Source organism: Rhodanobacter sp. C03, from assembly GCF_002001175.1.
Lineage (GTDB): Bacteria > Pseudomonadota > Gammaproteobacteria > Xanthomonadales > Rhodanobacteraceae > Rhodanobacter.
Window position 1 is genome coordinate 1,251,888 of sequence record NZ_MUNT01000001.1, and the last position, 21,410, is coordinate 1,273,297.

Annotated in this window: 17 protein-coding genes; 12 read left to right on the forward strand and 5 right to left on the reverse strand. The window is 64.3% G+C overall.

Features of this window, described 5'->3' with window-relative positions:
- The first annotated feature begins 16 nt into the window (after nt 1-16).
- Entirely contained in the window at nt 17-2,005 is a 1,989-nt protein-coding gene (locus B0E48_RS05365) for a TIR domain-containing protein (RefSeq protein ID WP_168170288.1), read from the forward strand.
- Nucleotides 2,006-2,066: 61 nt separating this feature from the next.
- On the opposite strand, the gene B0E48_RS05370 is transcribed toward B0E48_RS05365, so the two are convergent.
- Complete coding sequence (locus B0E48_RS05370; protein WP_077516571.1) at nt 2,067-3,392, reverse strand: MFS transporter; 1,326 nt, start codon at nt 3,390-3,392, stop codon at nt 2,067-2,069.
- A gap of 73 nt (nt 3,393-3,465) precedes the next feature.
- Complete coding sequence (locus B0E48_RS05375) at nt 3,466-3,819, reverse strand: hypothetical protein (RefSeq protein WP_254423852.1); 354 nt, start codon at nt 3,817-3,819, stop codon at nt 3,466-3,468.
- A gap of 419 nt (nt 3,820-4,238) precedes the next feature.
- Between B0E48_RS05375 and B0E48_RS05380 the strand changes: the two genes are divergently transcribed.
- The 3 genes from B0E48_RS05380 to B0E48_RS05390 all read left to right on the forward strand — a co-directional run bounded on the left by B0E48_RS05380 (nt 4,239) and on the right by B0E48_RS05390 (nt 8,134).
- Entirely contained in the window at nt 4,239-5,633 is a 1,395-nt protein-coding gene (locus tag B0E48_RS05380) for a M20/M25/M40 family metallo-hydrolase (RefSeq protein ID WP_077516575.1), read from the forward strand.
- A gap of 279 nt (nt 5,634-5,912) precedes the next feature.
- Nucleotides 5,913-7,538: a TIR domain-containing protein gene (locus B0E48_RS05385; RefSeq protein ID WP_139350151.1), complete on the forward strand. Its 1,626-nt coding sequence runs from the start codon at nt 5,913-5,915 to the stop codon at nt 7,536-7,538.
- 20 nt (nt 7,539-7,558) lie between these two features.
- Complete coding sequence (locus B0E48_RS05390; protein ID WP_077517016.1) at nt 7,559-8,134, forward strand: DUF924 family protein; 576 nt, start codon at nt 7,559-7,561, stop codon at nt 8,132-8,134.
- A gap of 187 nt (nt 8,135-8,321) precedes the next feature.
- Here B0E48_RS05390 and B0E48_RS05395 read toward each other — a convergent pair whose 3' ends face one another.
- Nucleotides 8,322-9,260, reverse strand: coding sequence for a LysR substrate-binding domain-containing protein (locus B0E48_RS05395; RefSeq protein ID WP_077516579.1), 939 nt, complete (start codon nt 9,258-9,260; stop codon nt 8,322-8,324).
- A 100-nt stretch (nt 9,261-9,360) separates the two neighbouring features.
- On the opposite strand from B0E48_RS05395, the gene B0E48_RS05400 reads away from it, so the two are divergent.
- From B0E48_RS05400 to B0E48_RS05420, 5 genes are all read left to right on the forward strand, one after another.
- Nucleotides 9,361-10,476, forward strand: coding sequence for a twin-arginine translocation signal domain-containing protein (locus B0E48_RS05400; RefSeq protein ID WP_077516581.1), 1,116 nt, complete (start codon nt 9,361-9,363; stop codon nt 10,474-10,476).
- Between the two features lie 209 nt (nt 10,477-10,685).
- Complete coding sequence (locus B0E48_RS05405) at nt 10,686-11,033, forward strand: YciI family protein (RefSeq protein ID WP_077516583.1); 348 nt, start codon at nt 10,686-10,688, stop codon at nt 11,031-11,033.
- A 2-nt stretch (nt 11,034-11,035) separates the two neighbouring features.
- The gene (locus B0E48_RS05410; RefSeq protein ID WP_077516585.1) at nt 11,036-12,286 is read left to right on the forward strand and encodes a DUF6596 domain-containing protein; all 1,251 of its coding nucleotides are present in this window, start codon (nt 11,036-11,038) and stop codon (nt 12,284-12,286) included.
- 94 nt (nt 12,287-12,380) lie between these two features.
- On the forward strand, nt 12,381-12,839 hold the full coding sequence (locus tag B0E48_RS05415; RefSeq protein WP_168170289.1) for a DUF3617 family protein: 459 nt from the start codon (nt 12,381-12,383) through the stop codon (nt 12,837-12,839).
- A 248-nt stretch (nt 12,840-13,087) separates the two neighbouring features.
- Nucleotides 13,088-16,015, forward strand: a complete 2,928-nt coding sequence (locus B0E48_RS05420) for a two-component regulator propeller domain-containing protein (RefSeq protein ID WP_077516589.1) — start codon at nt 13,088-13,090, stop codon at nt 16,013-16,015.
- A gap of 46 nt (nt 16,016-16,061) precedes the next feature.
- Here B0E48_RS05420 and B0E48_RS05425 read toward each other — a convergent pair whose 3' ends face one another.
- Complete coding sequence (locus B0E48_RS05425; protein WP_139350152.1) at nt 16,062-16,448, reverse strand: hypothetical protein; 387 nt, start codon at nt 16,446-16,448, stop codon at nt 16,062-16,064.
- A 208-nt stretch (nt 16,449-16,656) separates the two neighbouring features.
- Here B0E48_RS05425 and B0E48_RS05430 point away from each other — a divergent pair, with 208 nt between their 5' ends.
- The 3 genes from B0E48_RS05430 (at nt 16,657) to B0E48_RS05440 (ending at nt 20,607) form a co-directional block, all read left to right on the forward strand.
- A complete protein-coding gene (locus tag B0E48_RS05430; protein ID WP_077516593.1) occupies nt 16,657-17,769 on the forward strand; it encodes a histidine kinase in 1,113 nt (370 codons plus the stop codon).
- Entirely contained in the window at nt 17,766-18,554 is a 789-nt protein-coding gene (locus B0E48_RS05435) for a LytTR family DNA-binding domain-containing protein (protein WP_077516595.1), read from the forward strand. The genes B0E48_RS05430 and B0E48_RS05435 overlap by 4 nt, the downstream gene beginning before the upstream one ends.
- Nucleotides 18,555-18,648: 94 nt before the next feature.
- Entirely contained in the window at nt 18,649-20,607 is a 1,959-nt protein-coding gene (locus B0E48_RS05440; RefSeq protein ID WP_077516597.1) for a M61 family metallopeptidase, read from the forward strand.
- Nucleotides 20,608-20,815: 208 nt separating this feature from the next.
- On the opposite strand, the gene B0E48_RS05445 is transcribed toward B0E48_RS05440, so the two are convergent.
- Nucleotides 20,816-21,379: a peroxiredoxin gene (locus B0E48_RS05445; RefSeq protein WP_077516598.1), complete on the reverse strand. Its 564-nt coding sequence runs from the start codon at nt 21,377-21,379 to the stop codon at nt 20,816-20,818.
- Nucleotides 21,380-21,410: the final 31 nt, after the last annotated feature.

Genomic DNA, 21,410 nt, shown 5'->3' on the forward strand with positions numbered 1-21,410 from the left:
GCATGGGCCTGCTACGATGATCGGGGGACCATGGGACGCGGGTATCGGCGTGGCGGATATCTTTCTTAGCTACAAGCGAGAGGATCGCGCCCGGGCCGGCTTGATCGTCGCTGCGCTGCGCAAGAGCGGCCGGACGGTATGGTGGGACGAAGGCCTGACTCCGCGCCAGGCATGGGATGCGACGATCGAGCAGGAGATCGCGGCGGCGGCGAGCGTCATCGTCCTGTGGTCGACGCGCTCGGTCGCGTCCGACTGGGTTCGCAGCGAGGCGCATTACGCACAGGACCGTTCCAAGCTCGTGCCGGTCCTGATCGAACCGTGCACCGTCCCGCTGGCCTTCATGTTGAAACAGTCCATCGACCTGTCGCGCTGGCGCGAGTCGCCGAACGATCCGGCGTGGTGCAAGCTGATCGAATGGCTGGACACGCAGGGACCTGCGACCGAGCCGCTGCTGCGCGACCGACGCGCTCGCCTGCCGGGCTGGCTGAGTCGAAGGACGCTGATCGTCGCCGCATTCGCCATCGTCGCGTTGCTGGCCGCGTTTTTCGTCTACTGGCCGAAGGTCGATCATGGCGGAGCGCCGAGCATCCGTGTCGCTGCGTTCGATACGCTGCCCGGTGATCAGGCGTCGGCGTCCTTCTCGCAGGGCTTTGCCGCCGATCTCGCGCAAATCGTCACGTCCGGCGGCTCCACGCTGCGGGTGCTCGACGGGACAGCCGCAGGAGCTCCCGCCGCCAACGCCACCGATTTCACGTTGAACGGCAGCGTCCGTAGCGAGGCGGGCAGCCTGCGCGCGACGCTGACGCTGAACTCGGCGGCGGATGGCGCGATCATCTGGTCGACCAACCTGACGCGGCCGATCGCCGAGGCCGACGCCATGCATCACGAGGCCGAGGTACGCATGGGCGCGGTGTTCGTTTGCGCGCTCGACGAGACTGCGCGCGACCGCTCGATCGTCAGCGTCGAGGCACTCAAGGTCTATCTGCAGGCTTGCGAAGCGCTGCCGAGCGGCGACGACCTGCAAACCCGCAAGCTGCTGCGTGACGTCACCCGACTGGCCCCCGATTTCGCGCAGGGCTGGGGCACGCTGGCCGAAATGAACGGCTTCATCGTCGGGGAAAGTGATGACGACGAGCCTGCTGCACGCAAGGAAGCGCTGGATGCCGCGGCACGCGCGCTCGCGATCGATCCACGCAACTCGGCCGCCTGGGTGGGACGCGGCATGATCAAGACGCAGATCAGCGAATGGTCGGCGGCGCAGGCTGACCTCACGCAAGCACTGACGCTCAACCCGGACGATCCGATCGGAAACTACTTCTACGCATCCAACCTCATCAGCGTCGGCCGCACTCGCGAAGCGCTCGATTATGCGATGCGCGGAGCCAATTCGGGACCGCAATTCTGGCCCAAGACGATGAAGGTCATCGAGACGTTGGCGGACCTCGATCACGTCGACGAGGCGCAGGCGATGCTGGCCACGGCGCTGAAGACCTGGCCCGATAACAATGCATTCAAGGGTTTTGCGATGATCCTGGCGGTGCGCTACGCCGACCCGGCAAAGGCCGCCGCGACGCTTGACGATCCCGTACTCACGGCGGGCCAAAATCAGGCGCGCCTGCACTTGGACCGATTGGAGGCGAATGCCAGGGCGCATCCGTCGCCAGCCACGGTCGAGGCGGCGGCTGGTGCGATCAAGGCGCTTTATGTCGGCCCGGAAGGTGCTTTCAACGCGGCGACCAACTTCATGGCGATCGGTCGCGTCGACGATGCCTATGCCAGTCTCGGCGAGATGCGAACGCCTCTGCGCAACGCGCCTTACGCCCGAAATCCGTGGCCGTTCTTTGTACCCTACGCTGCGAAGTTCCGCGCCGATCCACGCTTCATGCCGCTGGCCGCGAAGCTGGGCCTCGTCGCGATCTGGAAGGCGACGAAGTGGCCGGATTTCTGCACGGCGAGAGACGCACCTTACGACTGCCGTGCCGTGGCGGAGAAGCTGGCGCGTTAGCCGGGCATGCAAAAACGGTGTCGCCATTTCGCTGTCGAGGTCAGCGGCAGCTCTTTGCTGGCTAGTTCTCCGGGACCTCTTTTGTGGGCTGCTCTCGGGCATGCGCTCTGGCCAGTCCCGGTTGCGTCTCCGGCATGGTCAGCAACACGGGCATCACAGCCAGGGCGACGACGGCGATCATGGCGCCGGGCAGGGCGATCCATCCGGTCATCCGGACGAACAGCTCGGCGAGAAAAGGTGTCAGGCCGCCGAAGATGGCGGTGGCGACGGTCACGCCCAGGGCCAACCCACTGAGTCGGCCTTCGCCGGGAAACTGCTCGGCGGTCGCCGGGGCGCCTACCGCACTCACGCCGCCGGCGAGGCAGGCCAGCACGATCGCGCTGGCGGCAATGTGCAGTTCGCCGCCGCCTGCCATCAGGCCGAACATCGACAGCGGCAGCAGCATGCCGGCGATGCCCAGCCAGATCAGCACCGGTCTGCGTCCGACCCGGTCGGAGAGCGCACCGGCCAGCGGTGTGACCAGGATCACTGCCACCGCGGCAACGGTCGACAGCCACAGCGAGCGGCCTTCGGCGAGGATGCCCGACGAGCTCAGGAAAGCTGGCACATAGGTGATGCCGACGTAATACGTGATCGAGCCAAGCGCCGAGATGGCGAAGGTACGCAACAGTGCTGGCCGGTGATGGATGAGCGTGTAGCGGAGCGGGGACGTGGGCACGCTCCGCTGCTTCACTTGTCGCAGGAAATCCGGCGATTCCTCCATGGTGGATCGGGCGAACCAGACGCAGCCGGCCAGCGCCGCGCCCACGAAGAACGGAATGCGCCAGCCCCATGCGTCGAGACGGGTGGTGCTCATCGCGCCGACCGTCAGTGCGGCGATCGTCACGGCGAACAGCGCGCCGACCTCGCTGGCAGCGGAGGCCAGCGAGGTAATCAAGCCACGCCGGTCCTCGCGTGCGCCTTCCAGCAGGTAGGCGACTACGCCCGTATATTCGCCGCCGACAGAGAACGCCATGAAACAGCGCAGCAGCAATAGCAGGGCGCCCGCCGCCGGCCCGATCGCGGCATAGTCAGGCAGCAACGCCGTTGCGAGCATCGCCAGCGTCATCAGCATCATCGACAGCACCAGCGTGCGCTGCCGCCCGACACGGTCGCCGATATGTCCGAACACCATCGCGCCCAGTGGCCGCATGCCATAGGAAATGGCGAACCCGGCGAGTGTGGCCAGCAGCGAGTTGGCGCCGCCACCAAAGAACACCCGCGACAGCACCGTGGCGAAATACAGGTAGAGCGTGAAGTCGTACCACTCCACCACCGTCGACAGCGCTGCGACCACCATGGAGGCACGCGAGATTTCGGGGGTACTGCGCTTTTCGGTCGAGGTCATGCCGTCGGATTGCCGGAAGCGAGAAGGTGTCAGGGACAATACCTGACGCAGCCGTGCCGATGGCGCTGCAGGATCAGCGCAGCGGTTCGGTCGCCAGATCACCTTTGCATGGAATCGGCCCGCCATCCTTGCCGACAGCTTGCGTGAAGCTTGAGCCGCTGCGGTTGATCACGATGCCGTCGGCGCACTGCTGGTTCTGGTCCAGCCGGTAACTCGCCTGTACGCGAAGGTCTTCCTGGTGCTGCTTGTCCAGGCGCATGGCCTGTTCGGCCTGGTATTGCCGCGCCTGCTCGTTCACCTGCTGGTACGTGTTGGACAAGTCCTCACGCTGCTGCTTCAGATTGGCCGCCAGCTGTGCATGGTATTGCTCGGCGTGCGCCTTGGCCTGTTGTGCATCCAGCGCGGCGGCGCGAGCGGAATCGCGCATGAGCTCATCGGCGTGGCGCGCCGCAAGGTATTGGGAAAGCCCATTCCAGGCAAACACGGCGACGATCAAACCCGCCACGCCGGCTCCGATTTTCCACGACAACGGCATGGCCATGACACCCAACCCCTGCAAGACTTGTGGAGAATTCCGCACCCTCCGTACCCCGACGAAACCTCGGCGGGAGCCGGCTGACAGAGTCTAGCAGGGCGTTGAAAAGCACTCGGCCAAGGTGAGCCACGATGGCTGACCGTGATGGAAAAGGTGTCGGGGACAAATCCCGGTGCTGCCGGCCGGCCACCGGGTCGTTCAAATTGTCGCTGACACGATTATTGCCAAGCTGGTCAAGGTGGATGTGTCTGGGTTGTGAGGCGTGGACCGCAAGCGTAGTAAGGTCGGCGCTTTCCCGGAGGAGGTTCCCCATGATCGGTTGCCAGCGGCTGCTCACGCTCGTATTGCTCGGTGTTGTCTTTGCCTGCCAGGCCCAGACAACGGCCGAACCGCGCGAACAGCTGCAACTGCATGCGCTGGCGGCGGCGCCGAGCGAGGCCGAGCTGCATGCGACGATCGGCCGCCTGGTGGGTTTCGGCACACGCCACACCTTGTCCGATACCCGGTCAGACAAGCGTGGCATTGGCGCCGCGCGGCGCTGGGTGAAAGCCCGCTTCGAGCAGATTTCACATGATTGCGGCGGCTGCATCGAGGTGGTTACGCCGGCACAAACGTTCACCGGCAAGCGCGTACCGCAGCCCACCGACGTGATGGACGTGGTCGCGATCAAGCGCGGCAGCACCGATCCGCAACGGGTGATCGTGATGACCGGCCATCTGGATTCGCGCGTCACCGATGTCATGAATGCCACCAGCGATGCGCCCGGAGCGAATGACGACGCTTCCGGTGTGGCTGCGCTGATCGAGGCGGCACGCCTGCTGTCGAAGCAGGACAACCAGGCCACCCTGGTGTTCGCCGCGGTATCCGGCGAAGAACAGGGGCTGTACGGCGGCAAGGTGCTGGCCGACTACGCGGTCGCGAAGGGTTGGGCCGTCGAGGCCGATCTCAACAACGACATCGTCGGTAACAGCCGGGGTCAGAACGGCGTGCGGGACAATACTGTCGTACGCGTGTTCTCCGAAGGCACCAAGAGCAACGAAACGCCCGCGCAGGCCAACTACCGTCGCTACCATGGTGGCGAGGTGGATTCGCCCTCGCGCAATCTCGCACGCCTGATGTCGCAGCTGGCGGGGCAGTACCTGCCGGATTTCCATGTGCACATGGTCTATCGCACCGATCGCTACAGCCGGGGCGGGGATCAGGTGCCGTTCCTCGAAGCGGGCTTCCCGGCAGTACGCGTAAGCGAAGGCCACGAGGATTACACGCGCCAGCATCAGGATCTGCGTGTCGGCAATACCGACCACGATCGCGGCGTTCATTACGGCGACACGATCGACGGCATTGACTTCCGCTATTTGGCGCATGTCACGGCACTCAACACGATCACGATGGCGGCTTTGAGCCGGGCGCCCGCACCGCCCACGGGTGTCGACATCGCCGGCTCTCTGGCTACCGACACCACGGTGACATGGCACAAGGTGCCTGCGGCGGCCGGCTACCGCGTGCACTGGCGCGATACCACTGCGCCGCAATGGCAGTTCGCGCGAGCTGTCGGCGACGTCGACCATGCTGTCATCAAGGACGTGGTGATCGACGACTGGTATTTCGGCGTGTCGTCCGTCTCTGCCGACGGCTACGAAAGCCCGGTGGTGTTTCCCGGCTATGCGGGCAGTTTCGAGCGCTCGCCGGCTGCAGTGACGCACTGAAAACAAAAGGTGTCAGGGGCAATTCCTGGTTGTTCCTTCGGAATGTCCCCTGGACTGCCTGCTGAAACCCGCTCGCAATCGCCAGAACGCGCTTCGAATCGCCGATGGAAGCGGTGAAGACGCATGGCCTAGGGCAGATCGGCCACGCGTTGTATGGCGTGGGTGGGAAATGCCGGCGCAATATGTAACGCCGCTCCTGCCGCTGTCATGCGCATGGCGGCGGGGTGATTGCGGGCCGAACGGATTGCGGCGACCGGCACGATCGAAGGTGGCACAGGCATGGCCGATGTCTTCGTTTCCTACTCCCGCCGCGACAAGGCTCGCGTCGCACCGCTCGTGGCGGCGATCGAGGCGCGGGGGTGGTCGGTCTGGTGGGATCCGGAAATCCTTCCCGGCCAGGAGTTCGACCGCCAGATCGATGCCGAACTGAAGATCGCTGCCGCTGTCCTGGTCGTCTGGACCGCGCATTCGGTAGATTCGCGCTGGGTTCGCGGCGAGGCGCGTGACGCCGCCGATCGCGACATCCTCGTTCCCGTGCGATTCGATAACGCGATTCTGCCGATCGATGTGCGCGCATTCCATACCATCGAACTCGACGATGCGGCGGTGTCCGCTGGCGGCCCGCAACTCAATGAACTGCTGCAGGCACTCGAAGGCCAGATCGCCCGGCATGCCGGGCGCCCACCTGAGTCGGTGAAGTCCGTTCCGCTACCGTCTGTTCCAGGCGTCGCATCCACACGCGTGGCCATCTGCGTGCTGCCGTTCGGGAACCTGAGCGCCGATCCCGGGCAGCAATACCTGAGTGACGGCATCACCGAGGACATCATTACCGAGCTGTCGCGTTGGCGTTTCCTTGCGGTGCGTTCGCGCTCGGCGTCGTTTCGCTACCGCGGCGACGCTGTCGATGTGAAACTCGTGGCCCGCGAATTGAATGTGCGTTTCATCGTCGAGGGCGGCATCCGGCGCATGGGCGAACGCATCCGCATCACCGCACAATTGATCGACACCGAAACTGGCGACCACATCTGGGCCGAGAAATTCGACCGTGAGTCGGCCGACATCTTCAACGTGCAGGATGAGGTCGTGCGAACGATCGTCAGCACGCTCGTCGGTCGCGTGCAGGTGTCGCATGCCGAACGGGCGCGCAAGAATCCGGCGAATCTCGCGGCCTACGAATACGTGCTGAAGGGCAATGCATTGTCCTGGGACGATCCGGGTGGTGCGGAGGAAGCGAAGAAGCTGTTCGAGAAAGCTATCGAGCTCGATTCCGGCTATGGCATGGCCCACGCGTTACTGGCCTCCATCCGCTCCGGGCAGTGGCGCGACGGTCCAGACGACTCGGACGCGCTTCTCGCGGAAGCGTATGTGCTGGCACGGCGGGCGGTCGAACTGGACGAAAACGACAGCACCTGCTTTTCCATCATGGCGCAGGTCTGCCTGCTGCGGCGCTCGTTCGACATGGCACTGCAACACATGCAGCGGGCAATCGAGATCAATCCGAACAACCAATGGAACAACGCCGATATGGGCATCATCCTGATCTATCTCGGTCAGCCCGAAGAAGCATTGGCGTGGTTCAAGCGGGCCAAGGAGATTGATCCGTACTTCGATCAGCCATGGTATTGGCGCTCGATCGGCCAGGCACTCATGAGCCTGCATCGGGACGAGGAAGCACTGGCGATGTTCGAACACCTGTCCGCCAGCCACTACCGGTCCGCCGCGTTTTCTGCCTGCTGCCATGCCCGGCTCGGGAACATGGACCAGGCCCGCACCAGCGCGTCCACCTGCGTGGCGATGAAACCCGATTTCTCCATGCGACATTTCATGAGCAAGGAGCCGTACAAAAAAACGGCCGATGCCGAGCACCTGGCCGAAAGCCTGCTGCTGGCCGGCTTGCCGACTTGAACCCGCGACCTGGAGGAATGATGTCAGCTAGCACGCATGAATCCGAAGCCATCGAGCCAGCGTGGGTCGGCGATGTTCTGCGCTTCTGGTTTGAGGAGCTCTCGCATGCCGACTGGTTCAAGAAGAATGACGCGCTTGATGCGCGCATCCGCGATCATTTTTTCGACTTGCACGCACACCTGCTTGCGGAAGAGGAACGTGGACTGGCGGCGCCACGCACCATGCTCGCCGCGGTGATCGTACTCGACCAGTTTTCGCGCAATATCTTCCGCGATGATGCGCGTGCCTACGCTGCCGATCCGCTCGCGCGCCGGATCGCCCGCTCCGCCATCGACCAAGGTTACGACGCCACGATGGCAGTCCAGGAAAAGCGCTTCCTCTATCTCCCGTTCGAGCACAGCGAGGATGTTCACGACCAGCAGCTGTCAGTCAATCTGACTGAACCGCTCGGCGATCCGGAAATGACCGAGTACGCGATTGCGCATCAGGTCATCATCGATCGCTTTGGCCGCTTTCCGCACCGCAACGCCACCCTGGGTCGACGCTCGACGCCGGAGGAGATCGCGTTCCTGAAGTCGCCGATGAGTTCGTTCTGAATGGTTCCGCGGAGCGTAGTCACGATGGGTCAGGATCGGCTTTGACTTTTTTGTCGTGGAAAAGAAAAGGTGCCGGGGAGAATTCCTGATACAGAACCCATGGGGCGGAGGAAGTCGAATCCGGTACGAGGGCAGTTGTCGCGCAGAGCTATCCGAAAAATCTTGACCAGCCCGGCGCTACCTGTTGTCACGGTTCGACGATGACCGCCCTGCGGATGTAGTGGTGGGCGGCATCGCGATCGCGCGACGCTTCGTCGCAAAGCCATTCGCGAAACATGGCGATCTTGCCGCTGTGCTGTCGGGCGATCGGGAAGGTAAACCAGAAGGCGCGGCCATCGCTGGCGACGGCATCATGCGCTGGCACCAGTCGACCGGCTTCGATCTCGTTGCGGAACAGGATTGGCGAGCCGATCGCGATGCCGTGGCCGGCCACCGCCGCAGCGATGTCCAGGTATTCGGCGGACAGATGAGTGCCGAACCGGCCGTGCAGGACGACGTCGTCGAAACCCCGTGTGCGGTACCACAGCGTCCACCAGTCGGACCGGCCTAGTAGCGGAACGTCCAGTGGACGGCGCGGGTCGGCGATGCTTGCGGCGGCGTCCTTCAGCGCCGGTGCGCACAGCGGCATGAAGATGCTGGGAAGCAGTTCGGTCGTGCGCAGACCCGGCCAGCGGCCATGGCCGTTGCGGATGGCTGCGTCGAAATGACCGGCGCTGAGGTCTTGAGCGTCTGGCGACAGGTCGAGGTCGAGTGCGATTTCCGGATGTTTCGCGCGGAAGCGGCCGAGCTTCGGTGTCAGCCAGCTGGTGCCAAGAGTTGGCAGGGTCGTCAGCGACAGTCGCGCCTCGTCCACGTTGGCGGCGCGGATGAAACTGGCGCGCAAGGCGGCGAAGGCGTTGATGGCTTCATGCGCGACCAGCTGACCGGGCTCGGTCAGTTCCACCCGCTGCGGGTAACGTGCAAACAACCTTACGCCGATCTGCTCCTCAAGACGGCGCACGTGGTAGCTGACGGATGCTGCTGTGGTGTCGAGTTCCTGTGCCGCCCGCGCGAAACTGCCCAGGCGGGCCGCGGCTTCGAACGCACGGATGGCCAAAAGGGACGGGAAGCGGTGCGGATCGACCATAAGTCTGCCTTATGCTGCAGGTCCGCTTTCGCGTGGTCAACCGTGCGCCGTATTCGCCATGATCAGGATCCTGTTCCTCGCCTCCGCAAGGATCCGTCTCATGCCTTCCCATCCTGCCATCCCGTTTTCGCGTCGTACGTTCCTCAGGACCCTGGCGCTGGCCGGCGGGGCCGCGGTACTTGGCCTGCCGGAGTGGGTCGGGGCGCGGCCTGGTTCGCCCGTGGTGGCAAGCGGCAGGCTCATGGAACACGACGATCACATGCGCGACTGGGCGTGGCTGGTCGGCAACTGGGACGTGTGGCACCGTCGGTTGAAGGAACGCCTGGCCGGCGACACACATTGGCAGACGTTTACCGGCCGCAGCGCGTTGTGGCTGACCATGGGTGGTCTGGGAACGATCGACGACAACGTGATCGAGCTGCCCGGCGATCCCTACCGTGGACTCACCTTGCGCGCGTTCGACCCCGACAGCGGCAAGTGGTCGATCTGGTGGCTCGACGGGCGCAACCCGGCGCACATCGATCCACCCGTGCTGGGCGGCTTCCACGGCGATACCGGCCTCTTCGTCGGGCATGACACGCTCAAGGGCCGTCCGATCACGATGCGCTTCCGCTGGAACGACATCCACAGCTCACGGCCATGGTGGGAGCAGGCGTTCTCCGCCGACGACGGTGCCAGCTGGGAGGTCAACTGGCGCAACTACTTCACGCGTACCTCGCCTGTGCCGACGCCGCTGCCCAGATTGGCGGGTGCGCCGCACGACTTCGATTTCCTGGTGGGGTCGTGGAACGTACGGCACCGCCGCCTTCGCCACCGTTTGGTCGGCAATCGCGACTGGGACAGCTTCGGCGGCACGCTGGTCAACTGGCCGGTGCTTGGCGGGTATGGCAACGCAGGCGACAACGTCATGGCCTTGCCCTCCGGCACGATACGCGGCATTGGCCTGCGCGCCTTCGACCGGGCGAGCGGGCAGTGGCTGAGCTGGTGGCTCGATGGCGGGACGCCCTCGGTCATCGAGCCACCCGTGCGCGGTCGCCGCACGGGCGACGTCGGCACCTTCATCGGCGACGACCAGTTGGATGGCCGTCCGATCAAGACGCGCGTGGTCTGGTCGCGCATCACCCCGCACTCGGCGCGCTGGGAACAGTCCTGCTCGGCGAACGGTGGTGCGACCTGGGAGCTGAACTGGGTCAGCGACTTTGCGCGAACGACCTGAGAGCTTTTCCTTCTCCAATGCGAGCATACCGAAGGCGATTTTCGCAACGTCGTGTCAGAGCATCGGCACCATGCAGGGAACAAAAGGATCGGTCGTTTTTGCCCGCGTCGACCTCCGATAAGATCGGTGCTGTCCAAATCACCGAACCTCGCGCGTCATGGGAATGGCGGCGCACACTGCCTGCCGATTACTCAATGCGGAGAATCCCGATGCAATATCTGTTGATGCTGTATTCAAACGAGAACGGATGGTCGCAGATGACGCCGGCCGAACAGGAGCAGGGTGTCGCGGCCTATGGGGCGTATACGCAGGCGCTGAAGACGGCGGGTGTACTGGTTGGCTCGAACCGCCTGCAAAGCAGCACGACTGCAACCACCGTGCATGTGGTGGACGGCAAATCGCAGGTGCTCGATGGCCCCTACATCGACTCCAAGGAGCAGTTGGCCGGCTACTACCTGATCGACGTACCTGACCTGGATGCGGCGCTTGCCTGGACGGCACGTTGCCCCGGGGCGAGCCATGGCACGATCGAAGTGCGGCCGGTGTGGAGCATGTAGGGTTGGGTCGCGCGGCGCTGGCGCGCAGTATCGCGGACGCCGTCGCGCGCCGCAGCTACGGCAAGCTGATCGCCTTTCTGGCCGCCGCCATGCGTGACGTGGCGGCGGCCGAGGATGCGTTGTCGGAAGCGTTTGCCGCGGCGTTGGCGGACTGGCCGCTCAACGGTTGTCCGGCGAATCCGGAGGCATGGTTGCTGACCGTGGCCCGGCGCAAGGGGATCGATGGCATCCGGCGCCGTCACAGTGGCGAAGCAGCGGCCGTGCAGTTGCAGATCCTGGCGGAGGTCGGCGAGACCACATCGGCGGTGATGGATGACGCGGCCATTCCGGATCGGCGCCTGGCGCTGCTGTTCGCCTGCGCGCATCCAGCCATCGATGCGGGCATCCGCGCGCCGTTGATGTTGCAGGCCGTACTCGGGCTGGATGCGAAGACCATCGCCTCGGCGTTTCTCGCTTCACCTGACGCCATGGGCAAACGCCTGGGGCGGGCGAAACAGAAGATCCGCGAGGCCGGCATCCCGTTTGCCATCCCCACACGCGACGAGCTGGCCGGACGGCTGGACGGTGTGCTGGATGCGATCTACGCCGCCTTTGCGGAGGGTTGGAGCGATCCCGGCGGCACCGATGTGATCCGGCGTGATCTCACCGCCGAAGCGTTGTTCCTCGCTGGTCTGGTGGCCGGGCTGCTGCCGCAGGAACCAGAGGCGCTGGGCCTGCTGGCCTGCATGCTACATGCGGAGGCACGGCGCCGCGCGCGCCGCAATACGGACGGCGACTACGTACCGCTGGCCGAGCAGGATGTCGCGCGGTGGGATGCCGCGATGATCGCCGAGGCCGAAGCGCTGCTGTTGCGTGCAAGCGCGCTGGGTCACATCGGTCGTTATCAGCTCGAAGCGGCGCTGCAGTCCGCGCATGTCGAGCGTCGCTGCAGCGGGCGCACTGACTGGACGCCCGAGGTACAGATTTACGACGCACTACTCGCTCTTTCCGGTTCGCCGGTGGTCGCCCTCAATCGCGCGCTGGCCATCGCGGAACTGCAAGGTCCGCGCGCCGCACTCGAGATCGTGGATGCACTCGCTGCCGACGGCCGGCTCGTCGACTACCAACCCTACTGGGCAGCACGCGCGACGCTGTTGACCAGAACCCATGCCTACCCCGAAGCTCGCGCTGCCTTCGACATCGCGATCGGCCTCGCCGGCGACCCCGCCGTCCGGCGCTTCCTGCAGGGACGGCAGGCTGAATTACCGCGCTGAGTCGGTCCCTGTGCACTGGATTGGAAAAGGGCTCTGCCCCGCCTTGATCGGGAGTAGGCTACGCGGCACTTGCCTGGATAAGGAGGAAACCGCGATGAACAAGCTGATGATTTCCGTTGTGGCTGTGCTCGCGATGCCGATTGGGACGGCCTATGCCATCGATCACCCACCAACGAAGGAAGGACTCTGGCTGGTCCGGATCCAGACCATTGGTAATCCAGGCGGCAAGAAGTCCGAGAACACGATGAAGGTTTGCCGCGACCATGCTTCCGACAAGGCGGGAGAGGCAGTGATGAGAAATATGAAGGGTTGCACCATCAGCAACGAAAGCCTCAGTGGCAATGTGTATTCCCTCGCAATGCATTGTGCCATCGCAGGTACGGTGATTGACTCGAAGGCAGCGACCACGTTCCAGAGTGACGCGGCAGTGCACTCCGAATCCCATGTCAGCTACACCCCCGCCATGAATGGCGAAACGGATCAAACGATGATCAGTGACCAGACATACCTGGGCAGCTGCCCGGCCGGGATGAAGCCGGGCATCGTGCATTAGCCACGAAGGCAGCGCCGGATGTAAGGGGTCGAAGCAGGGGCTGGAGTGCGATTTCCTAGATCGAAGGGTTGCAGGAGTGCCGATTTTGGCGGGGCCGTCATGACCTTGCCCCAGTAGCCCGCGAAAACGGTCAGGCCGTCACCCTCACCGGGATATGCGATAGTCCACGCATCGGTCTTCGGGACCGACGGCCGATAGGCGCGCTGCTGGATGGCAGGCCGGGTCGCAGGGGAGCGATTGGATTGCACATGAATCGTTGGATCAGGGGATGGGGGTCACTTGTCCTGGTGGTGTGCAGCTTGCTGGCGGTGTCGCCGGCCCGCGCGCTTGATCCCGATCGCGCGATCGGGCAGCTGACCCATGTCTGGTACGAGAACCAGCTGCCGCAGGGCACGGTGTTGTCGATCGCACAGGGCAACGGCGGTTCGATCTGGCTGGCGACGTACGGTGGCCTGGTGCACTACAGCGGCGCGGAATTCGACACCATCGACCCGCGTGTGGCACCGGCGCTGAAGAGCACGGCGATCACCGCAGTCTATGTCGATCGTGACGGCACGTTGTGGGTCGGCACGCTGAATAACGGGCTGTACCGCCGCCGTGGGCGCGAGCTGGAGCCGGTGGCGCTGCCGGCAAACATCAAGAGCGTGTTAGGCATCGTGCAGGATCGTGGCGGCGCGCTGTGGCTGACCACCAATGCCGGTGTCGCGCGGATGGGCGCGAAAGGGATCGGTCTGCTGGGTGAGGAAAGCGGGTTTCCGCCGCGCGGGTTCTATCACGCGATCGTGGCCGATGCGGCAGGCGGCATATGGATCGCCGCCGATGATTTCGGTGTCGTGCACTGGCTCGATGGTCACGTCGAGACATTCGACACCCGGCGCGGCCTGCCGACCAACGCCGTCCACAGCCTCGCGATCGATCATGCCGGCACGGTCTGGGTGGGCACGCAGGCCGGCCCCGTGCGCTACCGCGATGGGCGCTTCGAGCGCGATCCGCGCGTGGCCGCGCTCGATGGGAAGCGCATCTATACCCTGTACGGTGATCGCGACGGCAGCATGTGGTTCGCGCCGCTCGGCGGCGTGGGTATCTGCCGCCTGACGGCCGCGCGCCTCGAATGCGACAACACGCTGGCCGGCTTGGTCGGCGAGACCGTGCGCTCGATGTTCGAGGATAGCGAAGGCAACCTCTGGATGGGAACCACTTCCAGCGGCATCCATCGCTTCAGCGATTCGAAGCTCATCACTGTCACCGGGAAAATGGATTCCAATGCGGTACGCGCCGTCTATCAGGATCCCGCGGGAACGCTCTGGATCGGCACCGACGGCTCGGGGCTGTCGCGATACGAGAACCAGGTGCTGGTGCCGGCGGCGGCGATCAACGCCAAGTTGTCGAGTCAGCTGCTGCGTGCGATCGAGTCCGACGCGGCTGGCAACCTGTGGGTGGGATCGACCGATGGGGTGAGCCGGATCGCGCCCGATGGCACGGTACGCAACTTCGGCGTCGGCGATGGCCTGCCCGGTACGATCGTGTTCGCGTTCGCGCCGAGTCGCGATGGCGGCATGTGGGTGGCGAGCCTGCAGGGTGTGGCGAAGATCACGCTGGACAAGATCGGCGGTGACAAGGTCAGCGTGCTTCAGGGCACGCGCGGCGACGACACGCGCGCCCTGTACGAGGATCCGGCCGGGCGTCTGTGGATCGGCGAGCGCAGCGGTTTGCGCTGCCTGCACGATGGGGTGGTCGACCGCTGCGGCACCGATGGCTTGCCGGGCATCAGCGTGTTCGCGTTTCATCCCGAACCCGATGGTGACCTCTGGCTAGGTACCAGCCTCGGCCTCATGCGCATTCGCAGGCAGAAAGTGCAGACCTTCACCGAGCGGGCGGGCTTCTACGGCGACGCGGTGTTCGCCATGCTCGACGACGATGCGGGCCACTTCTGGGTGAGCTCGAATCGCGGCATTGCACGGCTCGCGCGGACCGACCTCGACGCGCTCGACCGCGGTACGCTGAAGCAGATAGAGCCGCACTGGTACGGCAAGAATGACGGCATGCTGTCGCAGCAGGCCAACGGCGCCTCGCAGACGCCGGCGTGGCGCACGCGCGACGGGCGCATGTGGTTCGGCACGGCCAACGGCGTGGTCATCGTTGATCCGAAGCACGAGCGTGTGAACCGGCAGAGTCCGCCAGTCGCGATCGAGCGCGTGCTGGTGGACGGCAAGGACGTGGTTCCGGACCACATCGGCCGGATCGGTCCCGACGTGGAGCGTATCGAACTGCACTATGCCGCGATGAGTTACGTGGCGCCTGCCGCGGTGCAGTACCGCTATCGCATCGAGGGCTTCGACCGTGGTTGGATCGACGCAGGCAACAGCCGCGTTGCCTACTACACCAACCTTCCGCCCGGCGACTACGTGTTCCGGGCAATCGCCAGCAACAACGACGGCGTGTGGAACACCGACGGCGCCAGCGTGGCTTTCACGATCGTGCCGCGCTGGTATGCCACCTGGTGGTTCCGCATCCTCGTTGCACTGATCGTCATCGGCTTGCTCGCCGCGATCTACCGGCTGCGCGTGTGGCGCCTGCGCGAGCGTGAGCGCGAGCTGACGCGCGAGGTCGCGCAGCGTACCGAGGCGCTGCGCAACGCGAACGCCGAGTTGAAACGCATTGCCGCACTTGACGGCCTCACCCGCATTGCAAATCGCGGCGCGTTCGACCAGCGGCTGCGCGAGGCCCTGGACGAACATGCGGTGAGCGGTGCGCCACTGGCGGTCCTGATGTGCGACGTCGATGCATTCAAGGACTACAACGATACGTATGGCCATCTCGCCGGCGATGTCGCACTGACTGCCATCGCCGGCGCGCTGACCAAGGTGCTGCGCCCGGATGTGGATCTTGTCGCGCGCTACGGTGGCGAGGAGTTCGCGGTGCTGCTCGGTGGGTGCGACGCCAGCGAAGCTGCTGTGATCGCGCACCGCATGCTCGAGGCCGTGCGCGCGCTGGCGATCGAGCATCGCTCCTCGAACGCAGCGCCACACGTGACGATCAGCGTCGGCATCGCTGCCGTCGTGTCTGCCGCCGCGGCATCGCCGGAACAGCTGCTGCGCTGCGCGGACGAGGCGCTGTATCGCGCCAAGGCCGCGGGGCGCGACCGTATGGTCTGTGGCCTTGAACATGCCGGGTGATGGTTCTGACCAAGAAGGGATGCTTCAGACTCTGATCCCGGGTTGATCAAGCTCCGGAAGGCTTAGGGCCGCCGTTGTGTGGCGTCAGGCGCAGGCCACTGCTTCGGCAGACATCGATGCGCGGAAAGATCTGCGTGCGTCCACCGTGGAAGGTGACGCGGAGGTCGCGCAGGCATCCGCCGGCGGGGACATCGAAGGTCATCGAAGTCAGGCCGCCCTGCAGCGGCTCACCCAGGGCGATATCCTGGAAAGCATCGTGGTCGGCGGGCGTGATGGCGAGCGCCATGACACTGTCGAACGTGGCGTTCACCAGATCGAAGTGCCGCGCGGGTCTGGGTACTGCGTTGGCGCTGGCTGCCGATGGAACGACGAGCAGGTTGCCAAGCGCGACGGCAAACATGGTGCTTAGGATGGTGGCGCGGGTCGTATTCATGGAGATGCTCCGGCTGAGGTGAGGTGCCGCCGGTGGCTCGTGCGCACACGGTCGGCACCGTGATATGGCCGGATCGAGCTGTGCTGCGAAAGTGGTTCGGGACGAATCGTCGTAACGCGGTGATGAATCGTAGTGGTGTCGCGGCGTTGCTTTTCAGCGCCGTGCGCAGCACCTAGGATGGCCACTCCAACCCACGGAACACCCCACGATGATGGTTCGCCTCGGCAACACGCAGATCGGTCTGCTCCGCTATCTTGGTCTGTGGGGGGCGGTGGTTGCGGTGTTTGCGCTGCAGGGTTTCATGCACGACGCAATGAACGGCAAGACATGGTCGGCCTTCGATTACCTGCGCTGGTCGATCATTGAGTGGTACACGTGGGCAGCACTGGCGCCGTTGGTGTTCCGGCTGGCAGCGAAGTATCCGATCCAGTCGCCGGTGCGTCTGCGCGGGCTGGGCATGCAATTGCCGGCGAGCGTTGGCGTGACGCTACTGGCCATGTTCATCGGCGCGTTCGTATCGACGGCGTTCGAACCCGGTTCATTCGACGAGCAGGTCAGGCAGTTTCTCGGCCAGCATTTCGCCACCGGCTTGCTGGCCTACTGGTCGCTGTTTGCGATTCAGCAAGCCATGCAGTTCCATGCCGAAAAGACGCGCCGCGAGATCGAGGCGAGCCAGCTGGCGACGGAGCTCGCACAGTCGCGCCTGCGTGCGCTGAAGTCGCAGTTGCAGCCGCATTTCCTGTTCAACACGCTGCACGCGATTGCGACCTTGCTGGATGAGGACACGTTGTCGGCCGAAGACATGCTGCTGCGCCTGAGCGACCTGCTGCGTGCCTTCCTCGAGGACTACGACGGCCAGGAAGTCAGTTTGCGGCGGGAGCTGGTGCTGCTGGACCTCTACCTCGGCATCCAGCGCATCCGCTTCAAGGATCGCCTCACCACACAGATCTATGTCGCCCCGGACACGCTGGATTGCGCTGTGCCCAGCCTGATTCTGCAGCCGATCGTGGAGAACGCCATTACCCATGGGATCAGCAAGCGGATCGGTGTGGACTGCATCGAGATCGAAAGCCGGCGCGAGGGCGATACCCTGTGCATCGATGTGCGCAACCGCAACAGCACGCTGGAGGCCGGGCCTGCATCCGCATCGGGGCATGGTATCGGCCTGTCGAATACCGAACTGCGCCTGCGCGAACTGTATGGTGATGTTGCGCAGGTGAGCCTGGGGATGATCTGGCCCGAGGGCGTGATCTGCCGGCTGCGCCTGCCGTTTCGCGAGATCGAGGAAACGGACGATGCGCCCGAGGTCGAGTCCGCATGAGCATCGCCACCCTGGTCGTGGACGACGAACCGATCGCGCGCCGTGCCATCGTGCGCCTGCTGCGCGATGATCCCGACATCGAGCTGCTGGCCGAGTGCGGTGATGGCGTGTCGGCGGTCGAGGCGATACGCAGCCAGTCGCCGGACCTGGTCTTTCTCGACATCCAGATGCCTGCGATGAGCGGCATGGACGTGGTGGCGACCATTGGCGCAGAGCGCATGCCCGCGACGGTGTTTGTCACCGCCTTCGAGCAATACGCGGTGCGGGCGTTCGAGGCGAACGCGGTGGACTACCTGGTGAAGCCGTTCAGCCGCGAGCGTTTCGCGAACACGCTGCGGCGCGTGAAGGCACGGCTGTCTACCGGCGAGGGTATGGGCGGGGCCGCCTCTGTGCAGATCCTGCAGGCGCTTGATGCCTTGCGCCAGCGCGACGACTACATCGAGCGCCTTCCCGTGCGCATCGACGAGCACATCAGTTTCATCGACGTCGATCAGATCGTGTGGATAAAGGCCAGCGGCAACACCGTGCAGATCCACCTGGCCGACGGCGTCCACGAAATGCGCGAGACCATGAGCGCGCTTGCCGCGCGACTCGATCCACGGCATTTCGCGCGGGTCCACCGTTCGGCCATCATCAACGTACGCCGGATCCAGGCCATCCATCCGTGGTTCAACGGCTACCACGTCGTCACGATGGATACCGGCCAGAAGCTGCGCATGAGCCGCTACCAGCACGAAACCTTTTTGCGCCTGGCCTCAGCCAGCGGCGGGAAGCGGGTGGAATAGGGCGGCGGTCGCAGTAGAAATACTTCGGGCTACATAGTTTTCGCAGCGATGTTAAGTTGTGCGAATTCCTTGGGCCTGCCTGTCGGAGTTCATTATGTACGTTGCCTCTCTCTCTCGGTCGCCGTCTGACGTGCGCCACACACTTGTACGTCTTGCCGTAGCCATATCGATGGCCATCACGACAAGCGCCGTAAGCGCGCAGGGGCCGCGAACCGACCAGGTACCTGTGCCACAAGACACGCCCTATGCTGGCACGATCGCGCTTCATGTCGATGCCAGCGACACGTTGCAGGGCATCTTCCGCGTCCATGAAACGATTCCGGTGCAGGCGGGCGCGTTGACCTTGCTGTACCCGCAGTGGATTCCCGGCGACCACTCGCCAACCGGCCCGATTGCCATGCTCGCCGGCCTCAAGCTCAGTGCCAATGGCAAGCCGCTGATGTGGAAGCGCGACAAGTACAACGTGTACGCGTTCCATCTCGACGTACCCGCGGGCGTCTCCACTGTCGATGCGACATTTCAGTACATGTCCGGTCGCACCGACAACGAGGGGTTCGAGATCACCGACCGCATGATGGACATGGAGTGGAGCAAGGTGTCGCTGTATCCGGCCGGGTATTTTTCGCGCGGTATCACCTTCGCACCCAGCGTGACGCTGGCGCATGGCTGGCAGCTCGGCACCGCGCTGGAGACGGCCTCGCAGTCGGGTGATACCACCACCTTCAAGCCGGTGACGTTCAACAACCTGGTCGATTCGCCGATCTACGCAGGTCAATACTTCAAGCGGGTTGATCTCAACCCGGGTGGCGACGCGCCGGTGCATCTGGACATCGTCGCCGACGCGCCGAAGTACCTGGAGATGACACCCGATCAGTTGAACGTGCATCGCGCGCTGGTGACGCAGGCGGTGAAGCTGTTCGGCTCGCATCACTACGACCATTACGACTTCCTGTTCTCGCTGTCGGATGTATTGGGCGGCAACGGTACGGAGCACCACCAGTCCAGCGAGGACGGCCTGGGCGCCGACTACTTCACCGCCTGGAGCGACAACTCGCCGGGTCGCGACCTGCTGGCGCACGAGTACACCCATTCGTGGAATGGCAAGTTCCGCCGTCCGGCTGATCTGTGGACGCCCAACTTCAACGTGCCGATGGGTGATTCGCTGCTGTGGGTGTACGAGGGCCAGACGCAGTACTGGGGTTACATACTGACCGCGCGCGCCGGCATGTGGACGCCACAGGAGTTCCGCGACGCCTTGGCCATGGAGGCAGCCAATTACAGCCGCAACCGCGAAGGTTTCCAGTGGCGCACGCTGGAAGACACCACCAACGACGCGACCGCAGCCCGCCGTTCGAGCCTGCCGTACCGCAGTTGGCAGATGAGCGAGGATTACTACAGCGGCGGGCAGATGATGTGGTTGGAGGTGGATGCCAAGCTGCGCGCGTTGACGGACGACCACAAGTCGCTGGACGATTTCGCAAGCGCGTTCTTCGGCGTCGACAACGGCAGCTACGTCACGAAGACCTACACTTTTGATGACGTCGTGGCGGCACTGAATGGCGTAGCCAAGTACGACTGGGCGAGTTTCCTGCGCGCGCGTGTCGATGCACTCAATCCGCCGCTGGAGAACGGCATCGCCGCGACCGGCTGGAAGCTGGTCTACACCGATCAGGAAAGCGGGTACGAGAAGCAGTACAACAGCCGGCCGGAACCGTCCCGCCATCTGTACAACTTCGCCTGGTCGATCGGCCTGACGATGACCGACAAGGGCGAGGTCAACGACGTGCGCTGGGACGGTCCGGCGTTCAAGGCCGGCGTCAGCACCGGCGCCACCCTGATCGCGGTGAACGGGCAGAACTATTCGAGCGATGTGCTGAAGGGCGCGATCGCGTCAGCCAAGGACAGCAAGGCGCCGATCCAGCTGCTGCTGAAGTACCAGGGTGGCTACCGCACGGTGCCCGTGGATTACCACGGTGGCCTGCAGTACCCGCATCTGGTCCGCATCGAGGGTACGCCGGATTACCTGAGCCAGATCATCGCGCCGCGCAAGTAGGGCGAAGTCGGTAGCGCCATCGCGACAGCGGCGCAGAGGTCACTTCTCGAAGAAGTGGTCTCTGCGCCGTCTTAGGAATGGTCTGAATGAGCCTTTGCCCGTCTTTCCAGCGAAAGCTGGATCCAGCGTCTTCAGTACCTTGCAACGGCACTGGATCCCAGCTTTCGCTGGGATGGCGAGTTACTCAGACCATCCCTAGGGTCTGCGATTATTTCGCGGTGCTGTCCGGTTGCTCAAGCGCCTTCACCGCATTCAGCGTCTCTTCGACATGCTTGGTGGGGCTGAGGCTGGAATAGACATAGGTGATCTTCCCCGACGGGGCGATCACGTACGAGGTGCGGTCCGACCAGCCCGGCTTCATCAGCAGCAACGCATCGTATTGCCTGGCGATCTTCGCGCCCTCGTCGGCCGCGACTGGGAACTTGCCGCTGCAGTGGTCGGCTTCCTTCGAGAACGCTGCAAGCTGGTCGAGATTGCCGGCAGTGACACCGATCACGGTGGCATGCGCCGCCGTGAATTGGGGAATGGCTTCCGAGAACAGATGTGCCTCGACGTTGCAGCCCGAGGTATGCGGGGCAGGGAAGAAATAGACCACTACCGGTCCCTTCTTCAATGCGTCGGCGAGCTTGAACGTGAAGGGCTGGCCGGCGAGATAGGCCGGTGCAGTGAAATCGGGCGCCTGGGCGCCTTCCTTCAGTGCGGCAAACGCCGGCGACGCAAGTGTGGCGGTACCGACGAGGGTGAGGGCTGCAAATTTCAACAATGACTTCATTGGGTGTGACTCCTGGGGACGACGAATGGGC